At 60.8% G+C, this 13,472-nt stretch carries 12 protein-coding genes; 6 read left to right on the top strand and 6 right to left on the bottom strand.

The features are described 5' to 3' along the window. The first annotated feature begins 68 nt into the window (after positions 1-68). Genes EX00_RS11710 through EX00_RS11695 form a run of 4 tightly spaced genes read left to right on the top strand, consistent with a single transcriptional unit; the run spans position 69 to position 5,197 of the window. On the top strand, positions 69-2,015 hold the full coding sequence (locus EX00_RS11710; RefSeq protein WP_047457317.1) for a PrkA family serine protein kinase: 1,947 nt from the start codon (positions 69-71) through the stop codon (positions 2,013-2,015). 18 nt (positions 2,016-2,033) lie between these two features. Next, on the top strand, positions 2,034-3,305 hold the full coding sequence (locus tag EX00_RS11705; protein ID WP_047457313.1) for a YeaH/YhbH family protein: 1,272 nt from the start codon (positions 2,034-2,036) through the stop codon (positions 3,303-3,305). Next, positions 3,305-4,852, top strand: coding sequence for a SpoVR family protein (locus tag EX00_RS11700; RefSeq protein WP_047457311.1), 1,548 nt, complete (start codon positions 3,305-3,307; stop codon positions 4,850-4,852). The genes EX00_RS11705 and EX00_RS11700 overlap by 1 nt, the downstream gene beginning before the upstream one ends. 42 nt (positions 4,853-4,894) lie before the next feature. After that, the gene (locus EX00_RS11695) at positions 4,895-5,197 is read left to right on the top strand and encodes a hypothetical protein (protein ID WP_047457309.1); all 303 of its coding nucleotides are present in this window, start codon (positions 4,895-4,897) and stop codon (positions 5,195-5,197) included. Between the two features lie 10 nt (positions 5,198-5,207). Here EX00_RS11695 and EX00_RS11690 read toward each other — a convergent pair whose 3' ends face one another. The 6 genes from EX00_RS11690 to EX00_RS11665 all read right to left on the bottom strand — a co-directional run bounded on the left by EX00_RS11690 (position 5,208) and on the right by EX00_RS11665 (position 11,631). Then, positions 5,208-6,659: a DHA2 family efflux MFS transporter permease subunit gene (locus EX00_RS11690; protein WP_047457306.1), complete on the bottom strand. Its 1,452-nt coding sequence runs from the start codon at positions 6,657-6,659 to the stop codon at positions 5,208-5,210. Between the two features lie 234 nt (positions 6,660-6,893). After that, positions 6,894-7,775, bottom strand: coding sequence for a DUF6030 family protein (locus tag EX00_RS11685; protein WP_047457303.1), 882 nt, complete (start codon positions 7,773-7,775; stop codon positions 6,894-6,896). A 121-nt stretch (positions 7,776-7,896) separates the two neighbouring features. After that, on the bottom strand, positions 7,897-8,625 hold the full coding sequence (locus EX00_RS11680) for a copper homeostasis protein CutC (RefSeq protein ID WP_047457300.1): 729 nt from the start codon (positions 8,623-8,625) through the stop codon (positions 7,897-7,899). Further along, positions 8,615-9,541, bottom strand: coding sequence for an ROK family protein (locus EX00_RS11675; RefSeq protein ID WP_047457297.1), 927 nt, complete (start codon positions 9,539-9,541; stop codon positions 8,615-8,617). Before EX00_RS11675 ends, EX00_RS11680 begins: the two co-directional genes overlap by 11 nt. Before the next feature lie 93 nt (positions 9,542-9,634). Beyond that, on the bottom strand, positions 9,635-10,975 hold the full coding sequence (locus EX00_RS11670) for an ATP-binding protein (RefSeq protein WP_047457294.1): 1,341 nt from the start codon (positions 10,973-10,975) through the stop codon (positions 9,635-9,637). Then, on the bottom strand, positions 10,972-11,631 hold the full coding sequence (locus EX00_RS11665) for a response regulator (RefSeq protein ID WP_047457291.1): 660 nt from the start codon (positions 11,629-11,631) through the stop codon (positions 10,972-10,974). Before EX00_RS11665 ends, EX00_RS11670 begins: the two co-directional genes overlap by 4 nt. Positions 11,632-11,860: 229 nt before the next feature. Here EX00_RS11665 and EX00_RS11660 point away from each other — a divergent pair, with 229 nt between their 5' ends. Then, a complete protein-coding gene (locus tag EX00_RS11660; protein WP_047457288.1) occupies positions 11,861-12,316 on the top strand; it encodes an RbsD/FucU family protein in 456 nt (151 codons plus the stop codon). A gap of 58 nt (positions 12,317-12,374) precedes the next feature. Next, positions 12,375-13,328 (top strand): sugar-binding transcriptional regulator, encoded by a 954-nt coding sequence (locus EX00_RS11655; protein WP_047457735.1) that lies wholly within the window; start codon positions 12,375-12,377, stop codon positions 13,326-13,328. The last annotated feature ends 144 nt before the right edge of the window (positions 13,329-13,472 follow it).

The following is a 13,472-nucleotide window of genomic DNA, read 5'->3' as shown; positions in this document are numbered from 1 at the left end:
CTTAGATACTAGCGGGAAAGTGTCTCGCTAAGTCCACGTTTATTGCAATAGCAAGTTAACGAGGCGCCATGTCAAACAACGATGTCCTATTCAACACGTTCGCCCGTTCTTTCGAAGCACGGCGCGAAGTCGAGATGTCATTCTCTGAATACCTGGAAGCGTGCCGGGACGATCCGCTCATGTACGCGAATGCGTCGGAGCGCCTGCTGGCCGCGATGGGTGAACCGTTGCTGATCGATACGGCCAAGGATATTCGCCTTGGGCGTATCTTCATGAACCGGACGATCCGGACCTATCCCGCCTTTGCCGGCTTCTTCGGCATGGAGGAGACGATCGAGCGTATCGTCGCCTTCTTCCGCCATGCGGCGCAGGGGCTGGAAGAGCGCAAGCAGATCATCTATCTGCTCGGGCCTGTCGGCGGGGGTAAGTCCTCGCTTGCCGAGCGGCTGAAGTCACTGATGGAGGTCCACCCCATCTATGTGCTGAAGGCCGGCAACGAGCTCAGTCCGGTGTTCGAAAGCCCTCTCAGCCTCTTCGATCCCGTGACCATGGGGCCGATGATCGAGGAGCGCTATGGCATCCCGCGCCGGCGCCTGACCGGGCTGATGAGCCCATGGTGCCTGAAGCGGCTGGAAGAGTTCGAAGGCGATATTTCCCGCTTCCAGGTCGTTCGCATTCAGCCGTCGAGGTTGCGGCAGATTGCCATCGCCAAAACCGAGCCGGGTGATGAGAACAACCAGGATATCTCCTCGCTGGTCGGCAAGGTCGATATCCGCAAGCTCGAAAGCCTGGCGCAAAACGATCCCGACGCCTACAGCTATTCGGGTGCGTTGAACCGCGCCAACCAGGGCATTCTCGAATTCGTCGAAATGTTCAAGGCGCCGATCAAGATGCTGCATCCGCTGCTGACGGCGACCCAGGAAAGCAATTATATCGGCACCGAGAATATCGGCGCCATTCCCTTCTCCGGCATCATTCTTGCTCATTCCAACGAGTCGGAATGGCAGACGTTCAAGGCCAACAAGAACAATGAGGCCTTCATCGACCGCATCTGCGTCGTCAAGGTGCCTTATTGCCTGCGGGTGACCGAAGAGCAGAAGATCTACGAGAAGCTGATCGAGGAATCCGAGCTTAGCGATGCGCCCTGCGCACCTTCGACGCTGGAGACGCTTGCCCGCTTCACGGTTTTGACGAGGCTTGCCAAGCACGAGAACTCGACGGCCTTCTCCAAGCTTCGGGTCTATGACGGCGAAAGCCTGAAGGAGACCGATCCGAGGGCCCGCAGCGTGCAGGAGTATCGCGACTCGGCCGGTGTCGACGAAGGCATGGATGGGGCGTCTACCCGTTTCGCCTTCAAGGTGCTGGCGGCGACCTTCAACTACGACACGACGGAGATCGGCGCAGATCCGGTGCATCTGATGTATATGCTGGAGCAGTCGATCCGTCGCGAACAACTGCCACTTGAAACCGAGAAGCTCTATATCGAGTTCATCAAGAGCGAGCTCGGGCCGCGTTATGCGGAATTCATCGGACATGAGATCCAGAAGGCTTATCTGGAATCCTATGCAGACTACGGCCAGAATCTCTTTGACCGTTATGTCGACTACGCCGACGCCTGGATCGAGGATGTCGATTTCAAGGATCCCGACACCGGGCAGCTTCTGGACAGAGAGCTCCTCAACCAGGAACTGACCAAGATCGAGAAGCCGGCGGGCATCGCCAATCCGAAGGATTTCCGCAACGAGATCGTCAAGTTCTGCTTACGGGCACGAGCGAGCCATGGTGGCAAGAACCCGTCCTGGACGAGTTACGAGAAGATCCGCGAAGTCATCGAAAAACGGATGTTCTCCCAGGTCGAGGATCTTCTGCCGGTCATCTCGTTCGGGTCCAAGAAGGACGGCGAATCGGAAAAGAAACATGGCGAATTCGTCGAACGCATGATGGCGCGCGGCTATACCGAGCGTCAGGTTCGGCGGCTTGTGGAATGGTACATGCGTGTGAAACAGGCGGGATGAGCCACCAAGGAAGAAGGAATGCACATTGTTGACCGACGCCTGAACCCAGGCGGAAAAAGTCTAGAAAATCGTCAACGGTTTTTGCGAAGAGCAAAAGCGCTGGTGCAGAGAGCGGTCTATGAATCCTCTCAAAATCGCGACATTCAGGATATTCTGAAGGGTGGCGAGATCAGTATCCCCCTAGATGGGACCGAGGAGCCTCGGTTCCATCGTGGCCCGGAGGGCCTGCGGGAGCATATTTTCCCCGGCAACAAGGAATTCCTGGAAGGCGACATCCTTCCACGGCCCGAGAGCGGCGGCGGTAAGCCGAAGGCCGGCGGCGAGGGCAGCGGCGAGGATGCCTTCCGCTTCATCCTGACGCGTGACGAATTCCTCGATCTCTTCCTCGATGACCTCGAGCTACCCGATCTCGCCAAGAAGCGGCTGGTGTCGGCCGACCAGATCAATCCGGTTCGCGCCGGTTATTCGGTGACCGGTTCGCCGGCCAATCTAGCCATCAACCGCACCATGCGGCTGGCAATGATGCGACGCGTGGCGCTGCATCGCCCGAAACCGGAAGCGGTCGCGGAGCTTGTCGCCGAAGCCGCGGAATGCAAGGATGAGAAGCGGCGCGCAGCCCTCGAGGCTGAGATCAAGATGCTGGAATCGAAAGTCCGGCGCATTCCCTATATCGATCCGATCGACATCCGCTACCGTCGTTTCGAGAACGAGCCGAAACCGGTTGCGCAGGCGGTGATGTTCTGCCTGATGGACGTGTCCGGCTCGATGTCGGAACACATGAAGGATCTCGCCAAGCGCTTCTACATGCTGCTCTACATCTTCCTGACCCGGCAGTACCGCCGCGTCGAGATCGTCTTCATCCGTCATACCGATGTGGCCGAGGAGGTTGACGAGGAGACGTTCTTCCGCAGCCCGGCAACCGGCGGCACACAGGTGTCGAGCGCGCTCGAAGCCATGCGGCTGATCGTTCAGGATCGTTTTCCTGCATCGGACTGGAACATCTACGCCGCGCAGGCGTCGGACGGCGACAATGCCTATTCCGACAATGCGACGACGGCGGCGCTGCTCACCGACGCCATCCTGCCGGTCAGCCAGTATTTCGCCTATCTGGAAGTGGGCGAGGCGCGGAGCGTCGCGATCTCCTCCGGCTCGGCGCTGTGGTCGCTCTATGAGCGCATCCAGGCGGGTTGGCCGATGCTGTCGATGCGGCGTGTCAGCGATCGCAGCCAGATCTATCCGGTCTTCCATGATCTCTTTCAGCGGCGGGCGGCGGAAACAAGGGGCGGCTAATGGCGAAAGCATCGATGGAACGACTTTTCGACGGTGCTGACTGGGATTTCTCCACCATCCAGCGGATCCACGATGCTTGTGAGCGGATCGCCATCGACGAGCTCGGCCTCGACGTCTATCCCAATCAGATCGAGATCATCACCGCCGAGCAGATGCTCGACGTCTATTCCTCGATCGGCATGCCATTGTTCTACAAGCATTGGTCCTTCGGCAAGCATTTCGCCCATCACGAGGCTTTCTACCGCAAGGGCCTGCGCGGGCTTGCCTATGAGATCGTCATCAACAGTTCGCCCTGCATCTCCTATCTCATGGAGGAGAATACGGCGACGATGCAGGCGCTGGTGATTGCGCATGCCGCCTTCGGTCACAATCACTTCTTCAAGAACAATTACCTGTTCAAACTCTGGACGGATGCCGAGGGCATTCTCGACTATCTGAACTTCGCCAAGGGCTATATCGCCCGCTGCGAGGAGCGCTACGGCCACGCCGCCGTCGAGCGGACGCTCGATGCCGCGCACGCGCTGATGTCGCATGGCGTCCATCGCTATGCCGGCCGGAAGACGCCCAGCTTGCGCGAGGAGGAAACGCGCGAGCGCGAGCGCCGCGAATATGACGAGCGGATCTTCAACGATCTCTGGCGTACGGTCCCGGTCGGGAAGGGCAAGGTCATGCCCGACCTCGATCTGGAACGCCGCCGTTCGCTTGCCGGTCTGCCGCAGGAGAATATCCTCTATTTCCTCGAAAAGATGGCGCCGCGCCTGAAGCCATGGCAGCGGGAGATCCTGCGCATCGTCCGGCATGTCGCCCAGTATTTTTATCCGCAAAGCCAGACCAAGGTGATGAACGAGGGCACGGCGACCTATGTGCATTACCGGATCATGACGCGGCTGCACGAGCTTGGCGGCATCGGCGACGGCGATTTTCTCGAATTCCTGAAGTCCCACACCAATGTCGTCTTCCAGCCGACCTTCAACGACCAGCGTTATTCCGGCCTCAATCCCTATGCAATCGGCTTTGCGATGATGCAGGATATCGAGCGGATCGTCACCAAGCCGAAGGAAGAGGACCGGCTATGGTTCCCCGAGATTGCCGGCACCGGCGACGCCATGGCGGTCCTGCGCGATCTCTGGGCCAACTATCGCGATGAAAGCTTCGTGTCGCAGTTTCTCAGCCCGCACCTGATGCGCAAGATGCGCATGTTTCACCTCACCGACGATCCGGAAGAGGAAGAGGGGCTTCGCGTGGCGGCAATCCACGATGAGCGCGGCTACCGCCGCATCCGGCGCGAGCTGGCGCGGCAATATGATGTCGGCTGGATCGATCCGCATATCGAGATCGTTGACGTCGACCTTGCCGGCGACCGCAGGCTGCTGGTCAAGCACACCGTGCTGAACGGCGGCTTCCTGGAGGATGCCGACGCCAAGCGCGTGCTGCAACATCTGGCCGATCTCTGGAGCTACGATGTGCTGATGCAGGAAGTCGACAGCACCGGTCTGGTGCTGCGCGAGCATCTGGTCCATCCGCGCCTGTCATCGCTGGCAGCTTGAAGAAGCAGACATTAGAATTTATTGGCTGCTGGGGAGCGTTACATGACCAATAAGCGATATTTGGATGGGAGTGAGAAAAAATATCCCGAAAAGAATGACCCATATGTAATTGATGAGATAAGTAAGAAGTCAATCTATGTATATCTTGGCTCTTACTTTGTGGGAGCATTCCTGTTTTTCAGTTTTGTGGAGCCACCATATTGGCTAATATTATTGATTGTCGGTGGATTTGGGTATCTCTATGCTGCATTATTTTGGCAAAAAATTGTTCTTTCCAGTTATGTCAAGCCGAAAAACAATGAGGCGCGCTTTAATGGAAGTAGCGGAGTAGGCGACGAAGACTAAGTCGCAATTTTCAAACAGTTTCCTTCGACCGGCGATAATGGCCGCTGACCTGCCTGCCATCTTCCGGCCGCAGCTTCAGGAAACCTGGCAGGCCGAGCAGCGGGATCACCGCCATCAGCAGAAAAGCTATATGGAATTTTTCCGGCGTCAGCGCCGAGCCGTCCAGCGTGACCAGGCCGAGCAGCATGGCGGCGATGGAAACGCCGAAGCTGACGCTCAACTGTTGCAGCACGCCGCCGAGGCTGGTCGCGCGGCTGAGCTGGGCGGCGGGCGTGTCGGAGTAGGACAGCGTGTTGGAGGTCATGAACTGCGCCGCGCGCGCCAGACCGAAGACAAAGACATAGACGATGATGACCCAGTGCGGCGTATCCGGCCCGATCAGGGCGAAGCCGGCGACGATGGCTGCACCGAAAATAGCGCTTGCGGTCAGCACGCGATCGAAACCGAATAGCCGCAGCATCTTTGACGAGACAGGACGCACGGCAAGCGCACTCAGGGCGCTGACGAAGGTCAAGCTGCCCGAGACGATCGGGCTCAGGCCGAAACCGACCTGCAGCATCAGCGGCAGCAGGAAAGGCACCCCATTGAGGCCGACGCGACAGATGCCGCCGGCAAGCGTGCCGACGCGGAATGTGCGCAGCTTGAACAGGGTGAGATCGACTGCCGGCGATTCCGCCGTCCTGGCGTAGCGGACGAAACCGACGAGAAGCAGGCCGGCCGCGGCGAGCACCGTGACGATGGCCCAGACGGGGATGGCCGGCCTGCCGATATTCTCGATGCCATACTGCAGCAGCAGGCAGCCGACGCCGACCATGATGAAGCCTGGAAAGTCGAATTTGAGCGAGGTGTCGCGAACGGTGTCCTCGATATATTTCAGCGCCATCGCCATGCCGATGATGCCGAAGGGCAGGTTGACCCAGAAGATCCAGCGCCAGGAGAGATAGGTTGTCAGAAAACCGCCCAGAAGCGGGCCGATCACCGGGCCTATGATCGCCGGCAATGTCATGTAGGTCATCGCCGTGACGAGTTGGCTGCGCGGGAAGCTGCGGATGAGAATGAGGCGGCCGACTGGCGTCATCATCGCGCCGCCAAGGCCCTGCAAGGCGCGGGTGGCGATCAGCATCGGCAGGCTCGTCGCCAGGCCGCACAGGATCGAGCCGAGGGTGAAGATGAATAGCGACAGGGCAAAGATGCGCCGGGCGCCGAAACGGTCGGCGAACCAGCCGCTCACCGGGATGAACATGGCGAGTGTCAGAATATAGGTCGTGACCGCGAGGTTCATGCGCACCGGTGTGGTGCCGAGGCTTCTGGCGATATCGGGAACGGCGGTGACGAGGATCGTCGAATCGAGCTGTTCCATCAGGAATGCAACGGCGACCACGGCGGGGATGATGTAGCGCAGGCGAGGGTCGCGATCGATCGCGAAGGTCTGGCCTTGCGGGGCGGTATCTGGCGAGTCCATGGGAATGCTATGACTTTCCACGGCCGGATGGGAGGTCCGGCGCGTCAATGCTGGTGCATGATCTGATCCAAGAACCGTTTCGCATTTTTGGGAATCATGCTGTGGTCAGCCGGCTTTCCGTCGGCCATCGAAATCATTCCCATATGACCACCATCGATGGCGCGGTGCAACAAAAAGCAAGTTGATGGAGACGTTTCGTCGCAAGTCCAGCGGAAAATTCGCGCGGAGGTTTTGCTAGTTGCCGGGAGGGACCGACTGGAGCGTCCAGCGTGCCTTATCGAAGACGATTGCCGTGCGGATCTGTTCCGGCGTTGTCCTGTGCAGCTCCAGTTGAAGATTGAAGTTCCTGTCGTTCTGGAATTCGCGGAAGAAACTGAGCTTCGCGCCGAAATGTTCTTGCCTCACGTCCTGCAGCTTGCCGATCGCGTCGAGCGCCTCCTGGAAATCAAGCCAGTGGGTTTCCGTCAGCAGCATGACGACGGCGTCGATGAAGGTCTCGCCGACGGCGCGGCCGTCGGCATTGTCGGGCATGATCACCTTGATGCGGATATTGTCGAGATCTCCTGTGGGCGTGCCACGGGCAATGACGAAGAATGACGCCCCGTTCGGATTTCCCAAGTCCCCCTTCTGGATCTGGTGGCTGCATTCGAACGTGCCGACGCCCAGCGCGCTTTGCTTCCATTCTCCGACCGGCAGGCCGAATTTCGTCAGATCGGCGCAGAGCCTCTGGCCCGATACTCGCCAGCTCCGCAGGAACGCGCCGCGCAGGGCATCGACGGGCGGATCGAATATATGGGACGAGGAACGGGCAGGCGCCGGTTTCGCTGTCTGCGTACCCTGCACCGCTTTGACCGGCTTGGCCGGCGCTGATGTCGCGACCGGTGTTGGTGTGGGACGGGCGACGCTGGTAGCTTGCGGGGCGGCTACGGCTGCCGCGGGGACGGGAGGCGGATGCGCGGGTGGGCTGAACAGGTTCAGATGATAACGGATGTCGAGCGCCTTGAGATTGCGCATGTCATTGGCAAGCAGCGCCGTCGCCAAAATGATCGAGCCGATGACGATCGCCGCAATCCAAAAGACAGCCCTGCTTTTCTTGCGAGGTGGCGTCACCGACATGGTTTAGATCTACAGCTACTCCGGAGAAATCTGCTTAACTGCAATGGGTTGGCATTCCACAGCCAATGAGTAGCTACAGAATATACGTTTATGAACGATTGATCATTCTACCGTTTCTTTGTCAATTCGCAGTTGCCGTTCTGGCGAAATGTGCCTTGAGCGCGCTGACGGTCACGGCGTCCGTGCGGCGCGTCGTGGGTGCGGAAAAACTGAAGGCGAGCAGGCGTTCATCCGTCTCCGCCTGGGCAGTGGAACAGGAGGCATGCACTTCGCTGATCGCCAGTCGCGGCCAAAGCGCGCCGATCGTCCCGACATTGATGCCCGAGCCGGGCATGATCGAAATGCGGCCGGCGGCGATGGCGATGGCCTGTTCGAGGACATCGATGCCGTCCACGGCCGTCTTCGCACAGCCCGAGGTCAGGATGCGCTCGAAGCCGAGGGAGATGGCGAGTTCCACCGCTTCCTCGACATCGGGTACGAGATCGAAGGCGCGGTGCAATGTCTTGCCGAGGCCTCCAGCATGGGTGACAAGCGCGGCGAGCATGTCGCGATCAAGGCGGCCGTCCGGCAGCGAGGCGCCGAGCACGACGCCGGGCAAGCCCGCTCGGCGGGCGGCATCGATATCGGCCTTCATGACGGCAAGCTCATCGGCGGAGTAGACAAAGCTGCCGGCGCGGGGGCGGATCATGGCGTAGGCGGGGATTGACGCGCGCCCCGCTGCCGCCATCAGCCCGGCGCTTGGCGTCAGGCCGCCGATGGCAAGCGCGCTGCAAAGCTCGATACGGTCCGCACCACCGGCGATGGCGGCGGCAAGGCCGGCGATATCTTCAACGCAGACCTCAAGCAGCATGGTTCCGCTCCTCGATAAATTTCAGCCCCAGCAGGGCCGCGCCGATCAGTCCGGGCTCGACCTTGCATTGGCTCGGCACGATGAGCGGGCGGTCGAACTTGCGCAGGATGCGGGTGCGCACCGCCGCGTCCAGCAGTGCCAAAAGCGGTTCGACATTGGAAAGGCCGCCGCCGACGGGAACGATGGTCGCTCCGGTGATATTGACGGTCAGCGCCAGCGGCGAGGCGACGAGATCGACCAGTACGTCGATCGTGCGCTCCGCATTGGCGTCGCCCTCCAGCCACTGGCCGATGATCTCCTCGCTGGAAAATTCCAGGCCGTGCAGGGTCCTGTGCAGGCGCTCGATGCCACGGGCGCCACCGACGGTGTCGACGCAGCCCTTCTGGCCGCAGCCGCAGGGATAGGCGGGGATGGCGACCGGCGGATTGCCGGCGAAAGAGGCGATGATCGGGCCGTGACCCCACTCACCGGCAAAGCCGCCGGCGGCGTTGACAAGACGACCGTCCGCCACCAGGCCGCCGCCGACGCCAGTGCCGAGAATGGCACCGAGGACGATGCGATGGCCTCGTCCCGCGCCGGACATGGCCTCCGCCATGGCGAAGCAATCCGCGTCATTGGCGATCAGGACGGGATAGCCGAGTTCCGTCTCCAATTCGGCGGCGAGACGCCGGCCATGGATGCAGGGAATGTTGGCGCAGATCAGCGCCTGGGTGTCAGGATCGACGACGCCGGCGATGGAAAAGGAAAGGCCGTCCGGTCTCTCGCCGACGTCAGTGATGACGGCACGCAAGGCAGCGACGAATTCACCGAAATCATCTTTCGGGGTCGGGCGTCGGGCAAGCGGGGTGATGTCCGTTACGGAGCGGGCGATGCCGCCCTTGATGGCGGTGCCGCCGATGTCGAAGGAAACGATCATAAAACTTGACCCGCGGGAAACATGCGGCACTTGCTCGCACCCTTTGCCGTTCTTTGCAAGGTCAATAAGCGAGCGGCATCCTGCGAGGCTGGATCAGGCTGAAGGCAAGGTGATCCGGGCTTCGAAACCGTCCATCTGGCCGGCGGCGGGCGACAGGAGATCGAGGCGTCCGCCGATTTGGCCGACGATGCGCTCGGCAATGGCAAGGCCGAGGCCGGAGCCGGAGGCTTTCGTCTTGCCGCGCCAGAAGCGTTTCTTCAGGTCAGCCAACTCTTCAGCGGAAAGCACATGGCCGCCGTTCAGGATACGAATGACGTCGCCATCGACCTTGACGGTCACCTCGTCGTCCGTCGGACCATGGATCAGCGCATTCTCGATCAGGTTGCGCATGACGATGGCGAAGGCATCGATATCGACGTTGCGGATCAGTGTTTCGTCCGGACCGGTGTCCAGCAGGATACGGCCGGCGGTGGCGGTGTCGCGATCATAGTCGCCGATGATGGTTTCAATGACGGCCATCAGGTCGGCGGGCTTATCGCCGGTGCCGATGCCGGCCTGGGCGCGAGAGAGCTGCAGCAATTTCTCCGCCAGGCGTCCGAGATTGGAGAGCGAGGTTTCGATCCGGCCGGCGCGTTCGACAAGCGGCCCCTTCGGCAATTCGGCGATCAGGCGCTGCGTCTGGGCGAGCGCGCCGGCGATCGGCGTGCGTAGTTCATGGGCGCTGTTGGCGGTGAACTCCCGCTCGGCTTCAAGCGCTGAGCGCAGGCGTTCGAGCAGCAGGTTGACCGAGCGGGCGATCGGCTGGAGCTCGCGCGGCAGCGTGTCGCTTTCGAGGGGCATCATGTTGCCGCCGTCCTTGGTAGCGATGTCCGAGCGCAACCGGTCGATTGGCCGCAGCGAGCGACCGACGGCGAACCAGATGGCGAGAATGCTGGCCGGGATAAGGGCGAGCAGCGGCCAGAGCAGAGCGACACCGCTTTCGCGCGACGCTTCCCGCCGGTTCTTGAAGGCGTCGGCGACATGCAGAAAGATTGTGCCGTTTAGCGAGGATTCGGTGTAGATTCGATATCTCGGCGTATTATGGAAGCCGATCTTCAGCGGTACTTCATAGGCCACCGGCGGCGCGTCGTGCGAATGCAGGATGACCTTGCCGGAGGCGTCGAGCACCTGATAGGTCAGGTACTCCCGGTTCAGCCCCTTGTTCAGTTCCTCGAGGCTTTGCGGATCGCTGGAGGGGTCGCGGTTGGCGAGATCGTCGACCACCAGCGGCATCAGCCGTTCGGCGGTTTCCTGCAGCGCGCCGTCAAAGGTCTCCGAGAGCTCGTGGTTGACGACATAGACGCCGATCCCAACGGCGATCAGCCAGAACACAACGACCGTACCCGTGAGTGCCGCGATCAGGCGGCGGGTGATGCTGGTGGGGCGCAGCGTCATCTCTCACCCAGGCAATAGCCGACGCCGCGAGCCGTGCGGATGCGGTCCTTGCCGATCTTCTTGCGCAGGCGGCTGACATAGACCTCCACCGTGTTGCTCTCGATTTCCGAGCCGAAGGCATAGAGCGCCTCCTCGATCTGGTCTTTCGAGATAATGGCGCCCGGCCGAGTCACCAGGAGGTCGAGCACGGCCCATTCGCGGCCGGTGAGCACGACATCCTTGCCATCCAGCCGGACCCGCCGTTGCGGTTGATCGATTTCGAGGTCGGCAAAACGGATGGTCGGTTGCGGGCTGCCGCTGTAGCGCCGAGCCACCGCCAGGATGCGGGCGGAGAGTTCGCCGAGGTTGAAGGGCTTGACGAGGTAGTCGTCGGCGCCGCTGTTCAATCCCTCGATGCGGTCGGAAATCTGGTCGCGGGCGGTGAGGATGATCACCGGTGTCTCATCCGGTTTGCGGCGCAGCTTCTTGAGGAAATCGATGCCGACGCCGTCGGGCAGTTGCAGATCGAGCAGGATCAGGCCGTACTTCACGGCGCTGGTGACTTCCGTCGCGTCCGCGAGGTTCTTCACCCAGTCGACGGCGTGGGTGGTTGCCGCGATATGGTCGCGAACCGCGCCGCCAATCGTTTCATCGTCCTCAACCAGAAGAATTCTCACTTGCCCTCGCAACCAGTGCCTGTGCTTCAGTTAATGCCGTCGAACCTATCTGGTCAATAAAGGCTGAAATAAGCCAGGATGAGAAGCGCTATTCTGCTCCGGGGATTCTCCGGCCGGTAACGTTCACGGCAGCTATGGACAGAGATCGTGACCACGATTACTTGTTTGCTCCCAAAGAGAAGAGGGCGAGGGCAGGGCCGTCGCTGATGAGGAACTGGAGGAGGCTTTCATGCTGAAGGGAATTTCGCCGCGCTTGAATGCGGATGTGCTGCACGCGCTGGCATCGATGGGACATGGTGACATGCTGGTCGTCGTCGATACCAATTTCCCCGCCGAGTCGATTGCGCAGCAGACGATGCTCGGCCATCTTCTGAGGATCGACAACGTGTCGGCGGCCGAGGCCGTCGAGGCGGTGCTATCGCTGATGCCGCTCGATACCTTCATCGACGATGCCGCGACGCGCATGGAAGTGGTGGGCGCGCCGGAGGAGATGCCGAAGGTCCAGGGCGAAGTGCAGGCGGCGATCGATCGCGCCGAAGGCAAGCACTGGCCGCTCGTTCCGGTCGAACGTTATGCTTTCTATGAGCGGGCGAAAGAGGCCTATTGCGTGATCCAGACCGGCGAACGCCGCTTCTATGGTTGTTTCACCTTGACCAAGGGCGTCATCCCGCCGGAAACTGAGTAACCGACCGCGCCAGGTCGTTCGACCTGGGCAAGAGGCGCTGTTTTCGCAAAGGACTATGATGGCCAGGAAGTTGGATTCCCAGGGGCGCCTTGACGACGCGGCGCGAGCCGGCTGGCTGTATTACGTAGCCGGGCGGACGCAGGACGAGATCGCCAGCGCCATGGGAATCTCCCGGCAGTCGGCACAGCGGCTGGTGTCGCTGGCCGTTGCCGAGCGGCTGATCAAGGTGCGGCTCGATCACCCGATTGCCGTGTGCCTTGAATATGGCGCGGCGCTGCGCGAAAAATTCAAGCTTAGGCATGTCGAAGTGGTGCCGAGTGATCCTGACGGGGCTTCGTCCACAGTGGGGATCGCCGAGGCGGGGGCGGCTGAGATCGAGCGCTGGCTGAAGCGCAGCGATCCGATCGTATTGGCGATCGGCACAGGGCGCACGCTGAAGGCGGCGGTCGATCAGCTACCGGCGATCGAATGTCCGCAGCACCGGATCGTGTCGTTGACCGGCAATATCGGTCCGGATGGATCGGCTGCCTATTACAACGTCATCTTCAGCATGGCCGACGCGATCAAGGCGCGGCACTATCCCATGCCGTTGCCGGTACTCGTCTCCTCGGCCGAGGAGCGAGAGCTACTGCATGCGCAGGCGCTGGTGCGCTCGACGCTCGATATCAGCGCCCAGGCCGACGTCACCTTCGTCGGTGTCGGCGAGCTGGGTATCGAGGCGCCGCTTTGCCTCGACGGCTTTCTGGAGAAAGACGAGATGATGGCGCTCATGCAGCGCGGAGCGGCCGGCGAAATCTGCGGCTGGGTTTTTGACGGCGACGGAAAGCTGATGTCGGACGCCGTCAATGATCGCGTCGCCAGCGCTTCCATCCCGCCGCGCGATACGTCTTCGGTCATCGGAATAGCCAAGGGCAAACGCAAGTTCGAGGCGATCAGGGCGGCAGTGACCGGTCATCAGATCAATGGTTTGATCACCGACGAAGCGACCGCCGAGTTTCTGCTCAAGGGCTGAGCAAAAAAATATAATCATGAAAACAAATGGATGAGCTGGATGTTCGGCATCGCAGCAACGAATCCGCATTGACATTTTGTCGCAAGGGATGAGTAATTGCCCATGAGCGAAGCGAATGCTCAGATTTGATCTTCTGGGGAGGAA

It is taken from the genome of Martinezella rhizogenes (assembly GCF_000799715.1).
GTDB classification, from domain to species: domain Bacteria; phylum Pseudomonadota; class Alphaproteobacteria; order Rhizobiales; family Rhizobiaceae; genus Rhizobium; species Rhizobium rhizogenes_C.
The sequence above is the reverse complement of the archived record's forward strand: the minus strand, read 5'-3'. Positions and strand labels throughout refer to the sequence as shown.

Coding starts and splice junctions, on each gene's coding strand:
- EX00_RS11710 (WP_047457317.1), top strand. CDS start 69: ATGTCAAACAACGATGTCCTATTCAACACGTTCGCCCGTTCTTTCGAA.
- EX00_RS11705 (WP_047457313.1), top strand. CDS start 2,034: ATGCACATTGTTGACCGACGCCTGAACCCAGGCGGAAAAAGTCTAGAA.
- EX00_RS11700 (WP_047457311.1), top strand. CDS start 3,305: ATGGCGAAAGCATCGATGGAACGACTTTTCGACGGTGCTGACTGGGAT.
- EX00_RS11695 (WP_047457309.1), top strand. CDS start 4,895: ATGACCAATAAGCGATATTTGGATGGGAGTGAGAAAAAATATCCCGAA.
- EX00_RS11690 (WP_047457306.1), bottom strand. CDS start 6,659: ATGGACTCGCCAGATACCGCCCCGCAAGGCCAGACCTTCGCGATCGAT.
- EX00_RS11685 (WP_047457303.1), bottom strand. CDS start 7,775: ATGTCGGTGACGCCACCTCGCAAGAAAAGCAGGGCTGTCTTTTGGATT.
- EX00_RS11680 (WP_047457300.1), bottom strand. CDS start 8,625: ATGCTGCTTGAGGTCTGCGTTGAAGATATCGCCGGCCTTGCCGCCGCC.
- EX00_RS11675 (WP_047457297.1), bottom strand. CDS start 9,541: ATGATCGTTTCCTTCGACATCGGCGGCACCGCCATCAAGGGCGGCATC.
- EX00_RS11670 (WP_047457294.1), bottom strand. CDS start 10,975: ATGACGCTGCGCCCCACCAGCATCACCCGCCGCCTGATCGCGGCACTC.
- EX00_RS11660 (WP_047457288.1), top strand. CDS start 11,861: ATGCTGAAGGGAATTTCGCCGCGCTTGAATGCGGATGTGCTGCACGCG.
- EX00_RS11655 (WP_047457735.1), top strand. CDS start 12,375: ATGGCCAGGAAGTTGGATTCCCAGGGGCGCCTTGACGACGCGGCGCGA.